The organism is Terrabacter sp. 2RAF25 (assembly GCF_052115265.1).
GTDB lineage: Bacteria > Actinomycetota > Actinomycetes > Actinomycetales > Dermatophilaceae > Terrabacter.
On sequence record NZ_JBFRGJ010000002.1, the window covers coordinates 1,095,200 to 1,114,290 of the forward strand.

Below are 19,091 nucleotides of genomic sequence, written 5' to 3' on the forward strand. Positions count from 1 at the left end.
CGGGCGACGACGCGCCACGCGATATCGGCCGGGCGGCATACGCTCTCGGCGAATCTGCCGGCGGCAGAGGAAGATTCCGTATGCCGCATCGCTTGACGGACGCTGGTCGACATGACCGACACACTCACGCCAGCGCTGCTGGACGACCAGCTGTCGATGCAGCTGCTCCACCAGCGGATCATCGTCCTCGGGGCGGAGGTCGACGACCCGATCGCCAACCGGATCACCGCCCAGCTGCTCCTGCTCTCGGCCCGCGACCCGCGCGCCGACATCAGCCTCTACGTGAACAGCCCCGGCGGCTCGGTCACGGCAGGTCTCGCCATCTACGACACGATGCGGGTGATCCCCAACGACGTGTCCACTCTCGCAGTGGGATTCGCAGCCTCGATGGGTCAGTTCCTCCTCGGTGCCGGCACGCCGGGCAAGAGGTTCGCGCTGCCCAATGCGCGGATCATGATGCACCAGCCGTCTGCCGGCATCCAGGGCACCGCCGCTGACGTCGAGGTGCAGGCCAACAACCTCAGGGCGGTCAAGCAGCGGGTCAACGAGCTGCAGGCGGAGCACACGGGACAGACGGTGGAGCAGATCACGCGCGACAGCGAGCGCGACCGGTGGTTCAGTGCCGAGGAGGCCGAGGCGTACGGCATCGTCGACCATGTCGTCACCTCGCTGACGGACGTCCGCCCGGTCGGTGTAGAGCGGAAGGTGGGCCTGAGATGACCGCCGGCTACACGATCCCCTACGTCATCGAGCGCACCCCGGCCGGCGAGCGCAGCTTCGACATCTACAGCCGACTGCTGCAGGAGCGGATCATCTTCGTGGGCACGGAGCTCGATGACGGCGTGGCCAACGTCGTCATGGCCCAGCTGCTCCACCTGGCCGACGTGGCGGCGGACCGCGAGGTCTCGCTCTACGTCAACAGCCCGGGGGGCTCCTTCACGGCCCTGATGGCGATCTACGACACGATGCAGTTCGTGCCGACACCCGTCGCGACCTACTGCCTCGGCCAGGCGGCGTCGGCCGCGGCCGTGCTGCTGGCTGCCGGCGAGCCGGGCCGGCGCTTCGCCCTGCGGCACTCGCGGGTGCTGCTGCACCAGCCGTCGGGGGGCGGCCAGGGAACGGTGAGCGACCTGTCCCTGCAGGCCGACGAGCTGCTGCGCGTGCGGTCGCAGGTCGAGGAGGTGCTGAGTCGGCACACCGGCCGGAGCATCGAGCAGCTGCGCTTGGACACCGACCGCGACAAGGTGCTGACCGCCGACCAGGCCGTCGAGTTCGGACTCGTCGACCACGTGATCGAGCGAGCCTCGGAGGCCGAGCTCGACACGGTGGTCACGAGGGGGTGAGCGCGGCTGGGGGAACGAAGAGCTGGTGGGCCTCGGCGACCGCCCGCCACTCACCCCGGCGCATGTGGATCTGGACGGCCGCGTGCCAGTGGTGCTCGGCCTCGGCACGACGTCCGAGACGCAGCAGCGCAAGGCCGAGCCGCTTGCGGATGCTCGCCTCCCACTGGCCCGTGTCGCTGTCGTCGACGAGGGCCAGACCGTCACTGAGGATCGTGAGCCCGAGCCCGGGATCGCCGGCCACGACGTGCCAGTAGCCGAGCTCGTCGAGGGCCTCCGTCTCGCCCGCCCGGTCGCCGATCTCGTGGAAGATCGCGACGCTCTGCTCGAGGTGGACCCTCGCCCTGGCGAGCTCGCCGGTGTCGCGGAGCATGACGCCGAGGTTGACTGCAGCCATCGCGATCCCGCGCGTCACCCCGATGCGGGTGTAGATCTCGAGCGACCGGCCCTCGTGGTCGATGGCGGCGTCGAAGTCCCCGACGCGGGCGAGGAGCAGCCCGAGGTCACGGTGGGCGGCCGCGACGGCGCGGTCGTCACCGACCGACTCGCTGAGGAGACGGGCCTGTTCCCGCAGCGCGATCGCGTCGGGGATGCGATCCAGTCGGCCCAGGATGATCGCCTCGGTGCCGAGGGCCGAGGCGCGTGACCGCTCGTCGCGCGCCAGCTCGAACAGCGCCGTCGCCGCACGCGCCTCCTCGAGTGCGGCCAGGTGCTCGCCCCGGCCGCTGAGCGCGAGCGCGAGGTCTTCGCGAAGGTGCCCCGACACCGCGGGGTCGGCGCCAGTGCCGTCTGCCGACTCGAGCGCGAGGACCAGCATCTCGGGCCATCCCGACGTGTCGACCCTGCCGACGAAGAAGGTGATGAGCCCGAGCACAAGCCAGGGCAGATGGCGACGTGCAGGGTGTCCCGTGCAGGAGAGCATCCCGGCCAGTGCCGTGCACTGGTCGGCGTCAGCGACGAGCAGGTCGAGACAGTCCGCCGTCTCGACGAGCGACCCCGACGCACGTGTGAGCGAGTCCGCATCGACGCCGGGCGGCGTGGGGCGGCAGTGGTGACGGGTGCGCCAACCGACGGCGACGTAGAAGAGCGTGAGCCGCTCGATGGCGCTGACCTGCTCGGCCCTGTCGAGCTGGGCTGCGGCACGATCTCGCGCCACGGCGTGGACGAGGTCGTGCACCCGGTAGCGGCCGGGGGCGACGGCCTCGACGAGGCTGACGTCGACCAGTCGCTCCAGGGCCGCCGCAGCTGAGGGTTCCGGAAGGTCGACGAGAGCCGACACCGTGGCCACCGACAGGCCAGCGGCCGGAAGCAGACCGCACCAGAGGTGCACGCGGGCGGCGAGGTGGTCCACCGGGTCGTCACTCGACTCGAGGTGCTCGACCGACAGGGCGATGTTGGAGCGCACCGCCAGGTCGCCGACGGACAGCTCGCTCAAACATGTGCGCGCCTCGGTGAGCCGCGATGCGAGGAAGCCCAGGGGCCACGTCGGCCGGGCCTGGAGCCGGGAGGCGACGATGCGCAGCGCCAGTGGGAGGCCGCCGCAGGCTTGGGTCAGCTCCTCTGCCGAGCGAGGGTCGCCATCGAGGCGATCGGCTCCGACGAGTGCTCCGAGCAGCCGACGGGAGTCCTCCTGTGGCAGCACGTCGAGGGGCACGTGGTGCACGTCGACGCGCCCCGACACCGCACGCCGGCTGGTGATGAGCACGGCGCAGCCCGGCTCAGCCGGGATCAGGGGCTCGATCTGGGCAGCGTCGGCGGCGTTGTCGAGCACGATGAGAACCCTCGACCCGGAGACGATCGAGCGGAACGTCGCGGCCGCGTGGTCGAGGTCGTCAGGAACGTCGCCGGCGTCGCCGCCGAGCGAGCCGATGAGGAACGTGAGGGCCCGCAGCGCCGTGAGCGGGGCCCTCGCGTCGTGACCCCGCAGGTCGAGGTAGAGCTGGCCGTCGGGGTAGTGGTCGACGAGCGCCGACGCCGCGTGGACCGCGAGCGTCGTCTTGCCGAGCCCGCCCATCCCGACGATCGCGACGACGGCCGGGGCGTCGCGCTCCCCGGGCTGCGACAGAAGGCCGGTGACGGTGCGCAGCTCGGCCTCACGGCCCGTGAACGCGTGGGTGCGCGAGGGGAGCTGACGAGGGGCCCCGTCGCGCCTCGAGGCGGGCACGACCCGGGCCCTCGAAGCGGCGCCCGCGAGGGCCGAACGCTCCTCGGGCCCGAGCCTGAGCCCGTCGGCGAGCAGGGCGACCGTGTCGGCTCGGGGCTGCTTGCGGTGGCCCCGCTCAAGGGCGCTGATGCCCTCGACGCTGAGGCCCGAGCGCTCGGCGAGCGTCTCCTGCGTGAGACCGGCGTCACGTCGCATCCGACGCAGAGCCGTCCCGAAATCTCCGTCCATACCGTCCCCTGATCGGTGGGGCCGCAGATGCGACCGTGCGAAGACGGGCCTTGGGAGTCCCGCCCTCGAATCGTGGGGGAGGGGCAGCCACCCCGCAACTCGGGACGGTGGACGACGCAGGGGATCGGGCCGACGCGACGGTCGGGCCCGGTCCCCTGTGGGAGGTCGGGTGTCAGCCGCGCCAGCCGTCGGGCCGGGTCCCCGTCACCACGTTGTAGGTGCCCGAGCACTTGCCGTCGTCGCTCCAGATGCGCACCGTGTCGACGTCGTTGGCCCAGGTGTTGGTCCCGGACAGCGTGTAGTCGCCGAGGTTCACCGCGGTGTTGCGCGGGATGCAGATGTAGCGGTCGGGCGACGACCCCGTGTCGATGAGCCACACGGAGTCGTCGTTGCGCGTGTTGACGACGGAGTCGGCGCGGTTCTGTCCTGAGGTGGGCAGGTTCTGGTACACGGTGTCGACCCCGCCCCAGAACACCGTGCCCGACTGGTAGCTGCCGTCCTTGAGGCAGACCTTCGGGTAGGTGCAGCCGTACATCGACGAGGCCTGGGCCGGGGGGGCCACGGCGATCGCGACGCTGGCACCTGCGGCCAGACTGACGAGCCCGGCGACGAGCTTCTTGTTCATGTGTTCCTCCTGGTTCGGGGCGGTCGGCGGCTGCCGAGCCGTTGACGACGAGAGTGGTCGGCCCGGACATCGCGCCCCACGGACACGGCTCGATGTGCGGCCGGACATCCGGCGTCCGGGTCGACCCGGACACCGCGATGTCCGGGTCGCCGTGCGTGGCCCGCGGGGGAGCCCGGTCACGAGCCTGAGGGGGACCGGCCCCCCGGCACGGGGAGTTCTCCCCATTCACTCGGCGCGCGGACTCCGACCCCCTCGGACAGTCTCGAACCACAGGTACGCAGCACCTCACGAAAGGGAACTCGTATGCGCAGGAACAAGCTCACCCACGCCTTCGCGGCCATGGCACTCGCCCTCGGCGGCCTCGGGGTCGCGACGGCGACCATGACCGCGTCGGCCCCGACCGCCCACGCCGACGAGTGCTACTCGTGGCCGCGGACCCTCAGCTCGGGCGCCTCTGGCAGTGACGTCACGCAGCTGCAGATCCGTGTCGCCGGCTGGGTTCCGCGCGGCCAGGTCATGGGGATCGACGGTTCCTTCGGGGCGCAGACGAAGACGGCCGTCACGAACTTCCAGAAGGCGTACGGCCTCGCAGCCGACGGGGTCGCCGGCCCCGCGACCTTCTCGAAGATCTACGCCCTCCAGGACCCCGACTGCAGCCCCGTCCACTTCACCTACGCCGAGGCGAGCAACAACTGCGGCAAGGGCTTCACCGGGACAGCGGCCCAGAAGGAGAACATGAAGCGGGCGCTGTGGCGCGCCGAGGCGCTGCGCCACCAGCTCGGCGACCATCCGCTGAAGGTCACGTCCGGCTTCCGCGACCCCGCGTGCAACGCGTCGGTCGGCGGGGCGAGCAACAGCGTGCACCTCGACGGGGGCGCACTCGACCTCGTCCCCGGCGACAGCGCGACGTCGATCTGCAGCATCGCCAAGCAGGCCCGGTACGCCGGCTTCGGCGGCATCTTCGGCCCGGGCTACCCGGCACACGACGACCACGCCCACGTCGACATCCGATCCAGCATCGCCTGGGATGCCGACGCCTGCGCCGGCTGGTGAACCGTGTGTCGTGAGTGTGACGGCATGTCCGTCAGCCCCGGCCCGGCCGTGGCCAACGACGTCCCGCGCGTGAACCGGAGGTCCCTTCTCGTCGGCGCCCTCGGCGCCCTCGGCGTCGGCGCCGTCGGGGCCCTCGGGGTCGCGAAGGCCGGCGCGGCCAACGCAGCGGTCACCGGCGTCGCGCGGCCCACCATCGCGTCCTGCGGCACGTGGGGTGCCCAGCCGGCGACGGGCACGGTGAGCATGACCGGCCCGCCGCAGAAGATCCTCGTCCACCACACTGCGTCGGCCAACACCACCGACTACTCGCAGGCGGCGGCATACGCCCTGGCCCGGAACATCCAGCAGTGGCACTTCGCCCGCGGCTGGATCGACTCGGGCCAGCAGTTCACGGTCAGCCGCGGCGGCTACACGATGGAGGGGCGCCACCGGTCCATCGAGGGCCTCGGCTCCGGGTCGAGCACCGTGTTCCCGCTCGGGGCCCACTGCACGGGCCAGAACTCGACGTCGATCGGCATCGAGAACGAGGGCACGTACACGACGGCGCTGCCCACGTCGGCCCAGTGGACGGCGCTGGTCGACCTGTGCGCGTACCTCTGCCAGGCGTACGCCCTCGGCCCGGAGGACATCTACGGTCACCGTGACTTCCTCGACACCGAGTGTCCGGGAAACGCCCTGTACGCCAGGCTTCCCCAGTTGCGGAGCGATGTGGCGGCGAGGCTCGGCACGAGCAACCCACCACCGGCGCCCACCCGGTCGTGGCCGACGCTCCAGCAGGGCAGCAGCGGGTTCCGCGTCTCGACTGCGCAGTACCTGCTGCGCCACTCGGGCCGCTCGCTGACCGTCGACGGCTCGTTCGGCCCCGGCACCAAGACAGCCGTGGTCTCGTTCCAGCAGGCCAAGGGGCTCGGCGCCGACGGCGTCATCGGCCGCGCCACCTGGGAGGCGCCCCTCGCGGCAACGTGCTCCCAGGGGCAGGCCTCCGACGCCGTCCGTGGTGTGCAGACCTGCCTCAACAGCAAGGGGTATGCCGTCACGGTCGACGGCGTCTTCGGCTCGGGCACCGCCTCGGCCGTGAAGTCCTTCCAGACCGCCCACTCGCTCGACGCCGACGCCGTCGTCGGCCCCAACACGTGGGCCAAGCTGCTCGCGTAGGAACGGAGAACCCATGAAGACCAACAGGATTCGTCGTGGAGTCGCGGGCCTGATCGCCGGCGCTGCGGTCGCGGTGCTCGCGGTCGTTGCGGCGCCGTCGGCGTCAGCGGCGTCGAACGACGAGATCGCCTTCGACTACTTCGTCGGCAAGGGCCTGACGGAGAGGCAGTCTGCGGGCATCGTCGGCAACCTCATCCAGGAGTCGGGCAGCCCGGTCAACCCGTACGCCAACCAGCCCAGCGGACCCGGCATGGGCATCGCCCAGTGGAGCGAGGGCGGCCGGTGGGACACCGACTCGCGCGACAACATGGTCTGGTACGCCGGGCTGTCGGGGCGCAGCCGCTACGCCCTGGCGGCGCAGCTCGACTTCACGTGGTACGAGCTGTCGACCCTCTCCGGCTACGGCCTCGCCGAGCTGCGCGGGGCCACCTCGGTCAGCAGCGCGACGACCGTGTTCATGCAGAAGTTCGAGCGCTGCGGCACGTGCGCGACGACTCAGCGCGTGGCGTACGCCAACGACGTCCTCGCGAAGTACGGCACCGGTGGCACCGGCGGGGGCTCCACGGAGACAGCGCTGCCCGTCCTGAGGAACGGCAGTTCGGGTGCAGCGGTGCGCACGCTGCAGTACATGCTGCGCGCCTCGGGGCGGACGGTCACTGCCGACGGGGCCTTCGGCTCGGGCACCGAGTCCGCGGTGCGCAGCTACCAGTCGGCCCACGGCCTCACCGTCGACGGTGTCGTCGGCAACAACACGTGGTACTCGATCCTGCCGGTCCTGCGCCAGGGCAGCAGCGGCGAGGCCGTCACGGGGCTCCAGCGCGAGCTCGTCGACGCCGGCTACTCGCTGACGGTGGACGGCTCGTTCGGGCCGGCGACCAACACGGCGGTGCGGTCCTACCAGTCGAAGGTGGGCCTCGTCGTCGACGGTGTGGTCGGCAACAACACGTGGGGCAGCCTCGTCGACTGAGCCCTTCAGTCGACGGCAGGAGCAGCTCGTCACCGGTGTGACGAGCTGCTCTGTCGACTGCGGACCGGGGTGCCGGTCAGGCGGCCAACGACACCGAGCCGCTCGTGTCGAGGAGGGTGCCCGACGGGGCGACCTCGTGGCCGGTCGGCTCGGCGAGGCTCGAGCCGACGCGCGAGGTGAGGTCGAGCACACGGCCGCCGGTGGCGCCGTCGGCGGCGAGGTCGCGCAGGTCGCGGTGCGCGGCGCCGACCAGGCTCGCGATGCTCGAGTCGAGCGAGATGCAGATCGCCTCCAGCACCTCGGACGACGGTTCCTTGAGGCCGCGCTCGACCTCGGAGAGGTAGGCGACCGAGATGCCGGCGCGGGCGGCGACCTCGGCGAGGGTGCGGCCCTGACGGGTGCGCAGGCCGCGGAGCAGGCGGCCGTAGACCTCGCGCAGCAGGGGCGTGCGCGTGACGCTCGCGCTGACCTGCTGCGGGCGGGGGGCGATCTGGGTCATGGCCGTCTCCGATCTCAGTGCGTCCGTCCAGCGTCGCACGGCCAGAGGCTCTCTCGACCGGGTGCGGAGCACGACCCCGTACGCCGTGGGCGAAACGTGGGTGCGCGCGCGTCCCCCACGCATGTTGACGGCGTTCACATGAATCGGTGACGCTGTCGGTGTCGCCTCCTAGGCTCGGATGCGCATCGATGCACCCGCAGCTCACATCTGCACACACCCCTTGGGGAGCCCTCACATGACCATCACCTCCGACGTGCGCGCGTCGCACGAGCGGTTCACCGGACCAGCCATCGAGGCCGAACGCCTCGTCAAACGCTTCGACGACATGGTCGCCGTCGACGACGTCTCGTTCTCCGTGCCTCGCGGTTCGGTGCTCGGACTGCTCGGCCCCAACGGCGCCGGCAAGACGACCACCGTCCGCATGATGACCACCCTCACGACCCCGACGAGCGGCACCGCCCGTGTCGCCGGCTTCGACGTCACCCGCGACCCCGAGGCCGTCCGCCGCAGCATGGGCCTCACCGGCCAGGCCGCCACCGTCGACGAGTTTCTCACCGGCCGCGAGAACATCCGACTGATGGGATCGCTCTACGGCCTCGGCAAGGCCGAGATCCGCTCGGCCGCAGACGACCTCCTCGAGCGGTTCTCGCTCTCCGACGCCGGCGACAAGGTCGTCAAGGACTACTCCGGCGGCATGCGCCGCAGACTCGACCTCGCGGTCAGCCTCATCGCCGCCCCTCGGGTGCTCTTCCTCGACGAGCCCACGACGGGGCTCGACCCGCGCAGCCGCGTCGAGCTCTGGGAGGTTCTGCGCGGCCTCGTCCGCGAGGGCACGACGCTGCTGCTCACGACGCAGTACCTCGAAGAGGCCGACCAGCTGGCCGACCGCATCGTCGTCATCGACCACGGCCGCATCATCGCCGAGGGCACGCCGCTCGAGCTCAAGGACCAGTCCGGCCAGGCCGCCCTCGTCGTGACGGTCTCGCACGCCCACCAGCTCGAGGCGGCGAGGGGCCTGCTCGCCTCCCACGTCCGAGAGGTGCACGTCGACGAGGGGGCTCGCCAGCTCACGGCCCCCGCCGACGGGCTCGCCGACGTGACGCGGATCGCGAGCATCTTCGACGGGTCCGAGATCGTGCTCGACGACCTCGGCCTCAAGCGGCCCAGCCTCGACGACGTCTTCCTGCACCTCACCGGCCGCAAGGCCGAAGAGGTCGACGAGTCCGCGGAGGAGACCGACGCCGAGCGGGTCCCACACACCACGAAGGGAGGCCGGTCATGAGCGACACGACCGTGCGCGAGGAGGTGGCCACGCAGCCGGCACGGCTGACCATCGAGCCACCTGGCATGTGGAAGCAGGTGCGCACGCACGTCTGGCGCAACGTCAAGCACATCCGGCGGATGCCGGAGATGCTCGCCGACGTCACCTTCCAGCCGATCATGTTCGTCGTGCTGTTCGCCTACGTCTTCGGCGGCTCGATCAACGCCGGGGTGAACTACCGCGAGTGGCTGCTGCCCGGCATCATGGCGCAGACGATGGCGTTCTCCTGCTTCATCGTGGCCATCGGCCTGACGAACGACCTCAACAAGGGCATCATCGACCGGTTCAGGTCGCTGCCGATCTCGCGCGCCTCGGTGCTCGTCGGTCGCAGCATCTCGAGCCTCATCCACTCGAGCATCGGCACGGTCGTCATGGCCGTGACCGGCCTGCTCATCGGCTGGCGCATCCACACCGGCTTCGCCAAGGGCCTGCTCGGCTTCGCGCTGCTGCTGCTCTTCGGCTTCGCGATGATGTGGATCGGCATCCTCGCCGGCTCGCGTCTCAAGACCGCCGAGGCGGTGCAGGGCGTGATGTTCACGGCGATCTTCCCCCTGACCTTCCTCGCCGACACGTTCGCACCGGCCGCCAACATGAACCCCGCCTGGCTGCGCACCATCGCCGAGTGGAACCCGATCAGCTCGCTCGTGCGAGCCATGCGCGAGCTGTGGGGCAACACGGTGCCGCTGCCGCCCGACTCCGCACTGCCGCTGCATCACCCCGTGCTCGCGACGGTGCTCTGGTCGGTCCTGCTGACGGCCGTCCTGGCGCCGCTGTCGATCCGCGCGTTCAACCACCGCACGTCCGAGTAGGGCCTCGTCCTCGAGTCCTGGTCAGGCCGGCGGCATGCACCGCACGACGGTGACGTCGCCGTCGAGCGTCACCTGCCCCGCGCCGTGGGGCAGGAGCAACACGTCGCCCCGTCCCACCTCGATGGGGCGGGGCGCGGCCGTCCCGTCGACGGGGCCGGCCGCCGTGGCGAGCGTGCCCGAGCCGGCGACCACGACGACGACGGCGAAGGCGGCCGCGCCGACCACGGGCGACCCCGGTGTCGCCCGCAGCACCTCGGCCCGGAAGAACTCGGTCGCCGGTGCGGGCAGTGCGTGTCCGACCCCGGCGACGTCGGTCCAGCGCCGCCGCAGGGAGCCCAGCTGCTCGACCGTGAGCGGGCCACGGTCGACGCTGTCGAGCGCTCGCGGCACGGTGAGCCCGAGGAACGCGTGCGCCTCCTCGAGCCCGAAGCGACGGTGCTCGAGCATGACCGACAGGTCGGTCGGTTCCTGCAGCTCGAGCACGAAGACGCCCTCTCCGATGGCATGTGGCTGGCCACCGGGCACGAGCACGGTGTCGCCGGCCTGCACCTCGATGCGGTTGAGGGCCTCGAGCAGCCGCTCGTCCTGCGCCTCGACGAGAGCCGCGAGCTCGTCGGCCGGCAGCTCCTCCCGGAAGCCCAGCCACACGCTCGCTCCGGGTTCGGCGTCGAGAACGATCCACGCCTCGGTCTTGCCGTGCTCGCAGTCGAGGTGGGCGGCGGCGAAGGCCCGGTCGGGGTGAGAGTGCACGGGCAGGCGCTCCCCGGCGTCGAGCAGCTTGGTCAGCAGGCCCGGCTCCACGCCGTGCGCGGCCACGTGGTCGGGTCCGAGCCAGTGGTCGGGGTCGGCGGCCAGCGCCTCGGGCAGGGACGTTCCGTCGGCGAACACCGTGACCCCGTCGCCACCCTCGGCGAAGAGCCGGGTCGTCGACGCCAGCCAGTCCTCGGGCCGTTGGCCGTCGAAGTCCGCAGGGGTGTCGAGCCCGCGGAACGCGAGGATCCGCTCGCCGCCGCGGTAGAAGCGTCGCGGGGTGTTGAGCGGGAGGCGGGTCGGCGCTGACACGGTCGTGGTGCTCCTCGGTGGGTGGGTGGTGGTCATCGCGAGGCGGTCCCTCGTCGCAGACCCGAGCCCCGCACGACGAGGCGCGTGGGCATGACGACCGTCTGGGCCGGGGACTCGTCGCCGAGCAGCCGGGCGAACAGCTGCTGGGCGGCCTTCTGGCCCATGGCCGCCGGGTCCTGGTGCACGACGGTGACGGGTGGGTCGACGAGGTCGGCGAGCTCGAAGTCGTCGTAGCCGACGAGCGAGAGCGGCAGCCGCAGGTCACGGAGCGCGAGCAGCAGCGCGATGGTGATCCGGTTGTTGCCGGTGATGACCGCCGTCGTCGGGTCGGAGGTCTGGCTCCAGCGGGTCAGGGTCTCGCGCACCGAGGCGGGCGAGTGGGGACCCATCGACACCCGTGGGCTGCCGGCCAGCCCGAGCGACTGGTGCGTCGCGACGAAGGCCTCGCGGCGCTGTCTCGCCGTCCAGAACGCGGGGTCGTCACCGAAGAGGGCGATGCTCCGGTGGCCGTGCGCCACGAGGTGCTCGACGGCACTCCGGATGCCGCCGTGGTTGTCGCTGAGCACCGTGTCGCGCGGTGTGCCGCGCACCGGCCGGTCCATGTAGACGATGGGGGTCTGGCTCGCCTCGACCGCGGCGTCCGACGACGCGCTCTCGTCGGCCGGCACCACGACGATGCCGTCGACCCGACGGTTGATGAGGGCCTCGATGACGGCCCGCTCGCGGGTCGGTGAGCCCTCGGCCGAGGCGGTGATCAGCTGGTGCTGACGGATGCGGGCCTCGCGCTCGACCGCGGCCCCGATCTGCGAGTAGAAGGGGTTGGCGAGGTCCTCGACGACGAGCGCGATGGTGAAGGTGCGGCCCTGGCGCATCATCCGCGCGCCGTCGTGCCGGCGGAAGCCGAGTCGCTCGATGACGGCACGAACCCGCTCTGCGGTGTCCGGTCGCACGCCCGGCTCGTGGTTGACCACACGCGAGACGGTCTTGACCGAGACGTGGGCCTCGGCTGCGACGTCGGCCATCGTCGGGCGGATGGCTGTCCGGTGGTCAGACAACGCTGTCATGGCTGCCATCCGACCAGCGCCCACCGGAAAAGGCAACGCAGGATGCTCGTCCGACGCCGCGTACTGACTGTTCTGTCCGATTCGATGTCCTGACCGGACAAGAACCCTTCGCCCTGTTGACGCCCTTTGTCGTGGGCGACGAGTCTCGCCGGGTCGGAGCCGGCCCGTAGACCACCGGACCCGGCCTCCCCAATGTCAGCTGCTCACAGCACGGCTCAACGACGAGCACGGAGGAACCCATGTCCCACAGATCCGGGATCCGCAGAGGCGTCATCGCCCTGGCAGTCCTGGCCACCTCGACCGCGGGAGTGGTCGCAGGTCCGTCCTCGGCCGGCGCGGTCGAGGCGTCCACCGCACCATCCGTCACCGCACCATCCGTCACCGCGCCCGCGGCAGATGCCCCTGCCGGCGACTTCTCGACGTCGTTCGAGTCGGGCCAGCCCCAGCCCGAGCTCTCGACCGTCGAGGCCGGTGCCGAAGGCCCGCGGCAGCGCAACGTCTCGGGCACCGCGAGCGCCGACGGCAGCCTGCTCGGCTCGGTCACCGGAGTCACCGCGAGCGCCGAGAACGGCCCGGGCGAGGTGGCGGCGAACCTCGCCGACGCCAACCCCGACTCGAAGTGGCTCGCCTTCGCCTCGAGCGCCTGGGTGCGCTACCAGCTCAGCACGCCGGCCAAGGCGGTGCGCTACTCGCTCACGTCGGCGAACGACTCGCCGGAGCGCGACCCCAAGGACTTCACGTTCCAGGGGTCGACCGACGGCACCACGTGGACCGACCTCGACCGCCAGACCGGCATCGACTTCTCGGGTCGCTTCGCGACGCGTACGTTCCAGGTGACGTCACCGGGAACGTACGCGTACTACCGCCTCGACGTGACCGCGGTGCACTCGGGTGGCACCGTCCAGCTCGCCGACTGGGACCTCTCCGACGGGTCCACGGGCTCTGGCCCGGCGTCCCCGATGAAGACGGTCGTCGGCTCGGGCCCGATCTCGGGCTTCAACATCAAGCCGCTCGTCGGGTGGACGGGCGTCAAGGCGCTGCGCTACTCGGGCGGCCACACGACCGACGGCCGCGGGTACGCCTGGAACCGGCTCTTCGACGTCGACCTGCCGGTCACCACGAAGACCCGGCTGAGCTACAAGATCTTCCCCGACATGATCGCCGGTGACCTCGAGTACCCCTCGACGTATGCGTCGCTCGACCTCAGGTTCACCGACGGCACCTACCTGTCCGACCTCGGCGGCGACGACCAGCACGGCGTCTCGGCGAGCCCGAGCGGGCAGGGCAAGGGCAAGATCCTCTACGCCAACCAGTGGAACGCGGTCTCGCTCGACGTCGGCAAGGTCGCCGCCGGCAAGACCATCGACCGCGTGCTCGTCGGCTACGACAACACGGGCGGCGCGACCAAGGACACCAGGTTCGGCGGCTGGATCGACGACATCGCGGTCCAGGGCGACCCGGCTGTCATCGACGGGGCCGACCTGACCAACTACGTCGACGTGCGACGCGGCACCAACGCGTCCGGCGGCTTCTCGCGCGGCAACAACCTGCCGATCAGCGCGGTGCCCAACGGCTTCACGTTCTTCACGCCGGTGACCGACGCGAACTCGCAGTCGTGGGAGTACAACTACCAGTCGCAGAACAACGCAGCGAACCTCCCTGTGCTGCAAGGGCTTGCGATCTCGCACGAGCCCAGCCCGTGGATGGGTGACCGCAACCAGATGTCGGTCATGCCGTCGATCGCGACGGGCACCCCGACCGGCAGCGTGTCGGGTCGCGGCCTCGCCTTCGACCACGCGACGGAGGTGGCACACCCCGACTACTACAGGGCGGTCCTCGCGGGCGGGCTCACGGCCGAGACGGCGCCCGCCGACCACGGCGGTGTCTACCGTTTCACCTTCCCGGCCTCGGCCAGCAAGGGCAGCCTCGTCGTCGACACCAGTGACGACAGCGGTGCCTTCACGGTCGATGCAGCCACCGGCACGATGACCGGCTGGGTCGACAACGGCAGCGGCCTGTCCGCCGGACGCAGCCGCATGTTCGTCTACGGCACGTTCGACCGCCCGGCCTCGGCCGTGGGCACCGCGCCGAACGGTCACACCGGAACCCGCTACGCCAGCTTCGACACGACCAGCAACAAGCAGGTCGTGCTCAAGCTGTCGACGTCGTTCATCTCGCTCGACCAGGCGAAGAGGAACCACGCGTCCGAGCTTGCCGACCGCGACTTCGACGCCGTGCGGGCCGCAGCCAAGCAGGCCTGGAACGCGCGGCTCGGCGTCGTCGGCGTCAAGGGTGCCAACGACTCCGACCGCACCACGCTCTACTCCAACCTCTACCGGCTGAACCTCTACCCGAACAGCCAGTTCGAGAACACCGGCACCGTCGCCGCCCCGCGCTACCAGTACGCGAGCCCCGTTGCGGCCAAGGTGGGTTCGGCCACGACCACGACGACCAACGCCGCGATCAAGGACGGCAAGATCTACGTCAACAACGGCTTCTGGGACACCTACCGGACCGTGTGGCCGGCCTACAGCCTCCTCTACCCCGAGGTGGCGGCCCAGATCGCCGACGGCTTCGTCCAGCAGTACCGCGACGGCGGCTGGGTCGCCCGGTGGAGCTCACCGGGCTACGCCGACCTCATGACGGGCACGAGCTCCGACGTGGCGTTCGCCGACGCGTACGTCAAGGGCGTCAAGCTGCCCGACCCACTGGGTGCGTACGACGCCGCCGTCAAGAACGCGACGGTGCTGCCCACCTCGAGTGCCGTGGGGCGCAAGGGCCTCGACACCTCGACCTTCCTCGGCTACACGAGCACCAACACCGGTGAGAGCGTGTCGTGGGGACTCGAGGGGCTGGTCAACGACTTCGGCATCGGCACCATGGCGGCCGCGCTCGCCAAGGACCCGGCGACCCCGGCGAACCGTCGCGCGCAGCTCACGGAGGAGTCGAAGTACTTCCTCGAGCGGTCGACCCACTACGGCAACCTCTTCAACCCGAAGGTCGGCTTCTTCCAGGGCCGTGCGGCTGACGGCAGCTACCCGACCGACTTCGACCCGGAGGCCTGGGGCGGCGACTACACCGAGACGAACGCCTGGAACTTCGCCTTCCACGCGCCCTTCGACGGCAACGGACTCGCCAACCTCTACGGCGGCCGGGACGCGCTCGCGAAGAAGCTCGACACGTTCTTCTCGACGCCCGAGACGGCGACGAAGCCCGGCGGCTACGGCGGCGTCATCCACGAGATGCTCGAGGCCCGCGACGTCCGCATGGGCCAGCTCGGCCAGAGCAACCAGGTCTCGCACCACATCGCGTACATGTACGACTGGACCGGCCAGCAGTACAAGACGGCCGAGAAGGTCCGCGAGATCATGCGTCGCCTCTACGTCGGTGGCGAGATCGGCCAGGGCTACCCGGGTGACGAGGACAACGGCGAGATGTCGGCGTGGTACGTCCTCTCCTCGCTCGGCATCTACCCGCTCCAGGTCGGCTCGCCCAACTGGGCCATCGGTTCGCCGAAGTTCGAGCAGGTCACGGTCAAGCGCACCCAGGGCGACCTCGTCGTCAACGCGCCGGGCAACTCGGAGAAGAACATCTACGTCCAGGGCGTGACGGTCAACGGCCAGAAGCACAAGAGCGTCTCGATCAACCAGAGCGAGATCGCCGGGCCGACGACGGTCGACTTCGCCATGGGCAGTGCGCCGTCCGACTTCGGCGCTCGTGCCCAGGACGCCCCGCCGTCGCTGACGCAGGGCACCGAGGCGCCGAAGCCGCTCAAGGACGCGACCGGCCCCGGCCGCGGCACCGCGACGGCGACCGACCTCGCGTCGGGCCAGGACGCCAAGGCGCTCTTCGACAACACGTCGCGCACGTCGACGACGTTCACGTCGGCCACGCCGACCGTCGGCTTCACCCTGTCGGGCACCGGCCAGCGGGCGACCTGGTACACCCTCACCTCGGGACCGAACGCCGGCGACCCGTCGGCGTGGCGCCTCGAGGGCAGCAAGGACGGCGGCGCCACCTGGCAGACGCTCGACACGCGTACGGGGCAGGTCTTCCCGTGGCGGACGCAGACACGTCCGTTCGAGATCGCGCACACGGGCACGTTCACGACCTACCGTCTCGTCGTCACGGCGACGGTCGGCGGTGCGGCCGCGAACCTGTCCGAGGTCGAGCTGCTCACCGACGGCTCCAAGGCGCAGAACACCGGCATCAAGGTGTCCGCCGCCGAGCCGTTCGAGACGTCCGAGGACACGGCCTGGACCGGCACCGTCGCGACCTTCTCGGGTGGCGTCGGCCAGGGGCAGGACCCGTCGGCCACGGCCAAGGCGACGATCGAGTGGGGTGACGGCACGAGCTCCGAGGGCACCATCGCGGCCGCCGACCTGGGCTCGTACACGATCCGCGGCACGCACACGTGGGCGAAGCCGGGGCCGTACCAGCCCAAGGTGACCGTCACGACGGCCAACGACGGCGGCTCCGTGCTCGGTGCCGCGACCGTGCACCAGGCCTCCGTGCCGGCGTATGCCGCCGGGTTCGACTCCGTGTGCTTCGGCAACGTGGGCGACTCCGTCCCGTGCGACGGCGACCGTGCGGGCCTGTCCCGTGAGGCGCTCGCTGCGGCGGGCGGCGTCCCGGGCAAGCTGCTCACCGTCCCGGGCACCGAGCTGAAGTTCTCCATGCCGGGCATCCCGGTGGGCCAGGAGGACAACGCGACGGGCGCCCGGCAGACCCTTCCGGTGACGCTGGCCCCGGGCGCGACGCAGCTTTCGCTCATCGGCACGGCGACGCAGAAGAACCAGGACACGACCGCCACCGTCCGTTTCACCGATGGCTCGACGACGAGCTACCTGGTGCAGTACGGCGACTGGTGCGGGTCGCCCCAGTTCGGCAACGTCGTGGCGCTCGAGATGGCCTACCGCCTCAACGGCACCGGCACCGACAGCTGCCGCGCCAAGCTCTTCGCGACGGCGCCGCTCACCGTGCCGGCCGGGAAGACGGTGCAGTCGGTCACCCTGCCGACCCAGACGGGCGACCCGAAGTCGGCCGGCCGGATCCACGTGTTCGCGGTGGCCGACAACGGCTCGGCGCTCGGTGTGACAGCCGGCGACGATGCCTCGGCGAAGGCGGGCCAGGCCGCCGCCGTCACGCTCGGCACGGCCAAGGGCGGTGTGCCCTCCGCGGGTGGCTACACCGCCCGGGTCCAGTGGGGCGATGGCTCGGTCACCGAGGACGCGACGGTGACGGTCGGTGCCGACGGCACGGCCACCGTGAAGGGCGGACACACCTGGGCCGCTGCGGGCACCTACCCGGTGCGGGTCCTCGTGTCCGACTCGAGGTCCGACGTGCTCAGCACGCTGACGGTCACGGTCGGCTAGACCGGAGACACCACAGCAGAGCGGCGCGGGGAACACGCCCCCCGCGCCGCTCTGCTGCGTGCAGCGTGCCTCGGCTCACCCGAGGTTGTGGTCGAACTCCATGTGGTGGGTCCCGTCGGCGTCGATCGTGAGCCGCACCGTGCCCTCGATGCCGGTGAGCTCGTCGGTGCCGCTGCCCGGGACGATGAGGCCGTACTCGTTGGCCCGGTCCGGACCCGACGTCGAGGCGGCGTGCACGAAGTTGAAGGCGCCCCGGCGTCCGGCCACCGTGCCCTCGAACGACTCCATCGCGACGTACGTGCCGACGCCCGTCTGCTGGTCGAAGGCCGAGGTGAACTGGGTGACGCTGCGGCCCGCCACGTCACCGGCATACGTCTTGCGCATGCGGAGGTGCCCCGTCGGCAGGGCGGTGGTGACGTCGGGTGTGTAGTCGGTGACGTCGAAGTCGGACGTCGTGAAGGTCGAGGTGCTGAGCATGCGGTCGACGCTACCGAGCCGAATCGCTCTGGGATAGAACGTTCCCGACGTCGCGCGCGTCTTCCAGCACCATGGCGATGGTGCGCCTGGCCATCGCCGAGAAGTCGGGGTTGGAGTGCTCGTAGTAGGGCACGATGAGCGCCGCCTGGGTCAGCGCGTAACCGCGCGCCCGCTCCCACGTCGCGTCGTCGACCCCGAGCGCCTCCCGGTATGCCGTCCGGCCGGCCCGTGTGAACATCGTCCAGGCGGCGATGGCGTCGGCTGCAGGGTCGCCCACGCCGAGGCTCCCGAAGTCGAGGACGGCAGCGAGGTGGCCGCCGTTCACGAGGACGTTCGGCGGCAGGAGGTCGCCGTGCAGCCAGACCCGTCGCGACTCGAGGGGATCGAAGGCGGGCGCCTGCCTCGCCCGGTCCCAGGCGGCGAGGGCCGCATCGGCGTCGACGAGGTGACGGGAGCGCTCGAGTGCGTCACGTGTCGCGGCATCGAGCTCCGCCAGCGGCCGCCGGCCGCCCGCCGGCGCCTGGACCGGGACGGCGACCTCGCGCAGCGCCGAGACGAACCCGGCGAGACGACGGGCCGCGGTCACCTCGTCCACGGCGCCCACGGCATACGGCGAGCCCGGCACCCACCGGAAGATCGCCCACGGGTGGGGGAAGGCATCAGTCGGTCGACCCACGGCTACGGGCTCCGGCACGGTGAGGGGGAGCGCCGGTGCCAGCCGTGGCAGCCACTCGAGCTCCTTGACGAGGTCGTCGGCCCACGCGGCCACGCGGGGGAGCCGGGCGTAGAGGTCGTCGCCGAGGCGGATGATCGCGTTGACCGTGCCGGTGGACGCGAAGCGACGCACGGGCAGGTGGGCGAGGTGCGGCAGCTGCCCGGCGACCAGGCGACGGACAAGGTGCTCGTCGACGACCAGCTCGTCCTCGTGCATCCGGGCGGGCGGCATCCCGGC

Annotated in this window: 15 protein-coding genes; 8 read left to right on the top strand and 7 right to left on the bottom strand. The window is 71.1% G+C overall.

Features of this window, described 5'->3' with window-relative positions; translation table 11 throughout:
* The first annotated feature begins 111 nt into the window (after positions 1–111).
* Together AB4091_RS08370 and AB4091_RS08375 are read left to right on the top strand one after the other, a co-directional pair.
* A complete protein-coding gene (locus AB4091_RS08370) occupies positions 112–720 on the top strand; it encodes an ATP-dependent Clp protease proteolytic subunit (protein ID WP_442291271.1) in 609 nt (202 codons plus the stop codon).
* A complete protein-coding gene (locus AB4091_RS08375) occupies positions 717–1,343 on the top strand; it encodes a ClpP family protease (RefSeq protein ID WP_442291272.1) in 627 nt (208 codons plus the stop codon). Before AB4091_RS08370 ends, AB4091_RS08375 begins: the two co-directional genes overlap by 4 nt.
* On the opposite strand, the gene AB4091_RS08380 is transcribed toward AB4091_RS08375, so the two are convergent.
* Both AB4091_RS08380 and AB4091_RS08385 read right to left on the bottom strand, forming a co-directional pair.
* Positions 1,330–3,732: a tetratricopeptide repeat protein gene (locus tag AB4091_RS08380; protein ID WP_442291273.1), complete on the bottom strand. Its 2,403-nt coding sequence runs from the start codon at positions 3,730–3,732 to the stop codon at positions 1,330–1,332. The genes AB4091_RS08375 and AB4091_RS08380 overlap by 14 nt on opposite strands.
* A gap of 172 nt (positions 3,733–3,904) precedes the next feature.
* The gene (locus AB4091_RS08385) at positions 3,905–4,357 is read right to left on the bottom strand and encodes a hypothetical protein (RefSeq protein ID WP_442291274.1); all 453 of its coding nucleotides are present in this window, start codon (positions 4,355–4,357) and stop codon (positions 3,905–3,907) included.
* Between the two features lie 303 nt (positions 4,358–4,660).
* Between AB4091_RS08385 and AB4091_RS08390 the strand changes: the two genes are divergently transcribed.
* The 3 genes from AB4091_RS08390 to AB4091_RS08400 are packed head-to-tail and all read left to right on the top strand — an operon-like array spanning position 4,661 to position 7,532.
* A complete protein-coding gene (locus tag AB4091_RS08390) occupies positions 4,661–5,410 on the top strand; it encodes a D-Ala-D-Ala carboxypeptidase family metallohydrolase (RefSeq protein ID WP_442291275.1) in 750 nt (249 codons plus the stop codon).
* Positions 5,411–5,434: 24 nt separating this feature from the next.
* On the top strand, positions 5,435–6,565 hold the full coding sequence (locus AB4091_RS08395; protein WP_442291276.1) for a peptidoglycan recognition protein family protein: 1,131 nt from the start codon (positions 5,435–5,437) through the stop codon (positions 6,563–6,565).
* Between the two features lie 13 nt (positions 6,566–6,578).
* Complete coding sequence (locus AB4091_RS08400; protein ID WP_442291277.1) at positions 6,579–7,532, top strand: phage tail tip lysozyme; 954 nt, start codon at positions 6,579–6,581, stop codon at positions 7,530–7,532.
* Positions 7,533–7,608: 76 nt separating this feature from the next.
* On the opposite strand, the gene AB4091_RS08405 is transcribed toward AB4091_RS08400, so the two are convergent.
* Positions 7,609–8,031, bottom strand: coding sequence for a helix-turn-helix domain-containing protein (locus AB4091_RS08405; protein WP_442291278.1), 423 nt, complete (start codon positions 8,029–8,031; stop codon positions 7,609–7,611).
* A gap of 235 nt (positions 8,032–8,266) precedes the next feature.
* On the opposite strand from AB4091_RS08405, the gene AB4091_RS08410 reads away from it, so the two are divergent.
* Both AB4091_RS08410 and AB4091_RS08415 read left to right on the top strand, forming a co-directional pair.
* A complete protein-coding gene (locus AB4091_RS08410; RefSeq protein ID WP_442291279.1) occupies positions 8,267–9,313 on the top strand; it encodes an ATP-binding cassette domain-containing protein in 1,047 nt (348 codons plus the stop codon).
* Positions 9,310–10,161: an ABC transporter permease gene (locus AB4091_RS08415; RefSeq protein ID WP_442291280.1), complete on the top strand. Its 852-nt coding sequence runs from the start codon at positions 9,310–9,312 to the stop codon at positions 10,159–10,161. Before AB4091_RS08410 ends, AB4091_RS08415 begins: the two co-directional genes overlap by 4 nt.
* Positions 10,162–10,182: 21 nt before the next feature.
* Here AB4091_RS08415 and AB4091_RS08420 read toward each other — a convergent pair whose 3' ends face one another.
* A complete protein-coding gene (locus AB4091_RS08420) occupies positions 10,183–11,259 on the bottom strand; it encodes a class I mannose-6-phosphate isomerase (RefSeq protein ID WP_442291281.1) in 1,077 nt (358 codons plus the stop codon).
* Positions 11,256–12,287 carry a LacI family DNA-binding transcriptional regulator gene (locus AB4091_RS08425; RefSeq protein ID WP_442291282.1) on the bottom strand — a complete coding sequence of 344 codons (1,032 nt, stop codon included), beginning with the start codon at positions 12,285–12,287 and terminating at the stop codon, positions 11,256–11,258. The genes AB4091_RS08420 and AB4091_RS08425 overlap by 4 nt, the downstream gene beginning before the upstream one ends.
* Before the next feature lie 239 nt (positions 12,288–12,526).
* Here AB4091_RS08425 and AB4091_RS08430 point away from each other — a divergent pair, with 239 nt between their 5' ends.
* Complete coding sequence (locus AB4091_RS08430; RefSeq protein ID WP_442291283.1) at positions 12,527–17,662, top strand: GH92 family glycosyl hydrolase; 5,136 nt, start codon at positions 12,527–12,529, stop codon at positions 17,660–17,662.
* A 75-nt stretch (positions 17,663–17,737) separates the two neighbouring features.
* On the opposite strand, the gene AB4091_RS08435 is transcribed toward AB4091_RS08430, so the two are convergent.
* Together AB4091_RS08435 and AB4091_RS08440 are read right to left on the bottom strand one after the other, a co-directional pair.
* Positions 17,738–18,139: a DUF3224 domain-containing protein gene (locus AB4091_RS08435; RefSeq protein WP_442291284.1), complete on the bottom strand. Its 402-nt coding sequence runs from the start codon at positions 18,137–18,139 to the stop codon at positions 17,738–17,740.
* A gap of 10 nt (positions 18,140–18,149) precedes the next feature.
* A complete protein-coding gene (locus tag AB4091_RS08440; RefSeq protein ID WP_442291285.1) occupies positions 18,150–19,085 on the bottom strand; it encodes an aminoglycoside phosphotransferase family protein in 936 nt (311 codons plus the stop codon).
* Positions 19,086–19,091 lie beyond the last annotated feature (6 nt).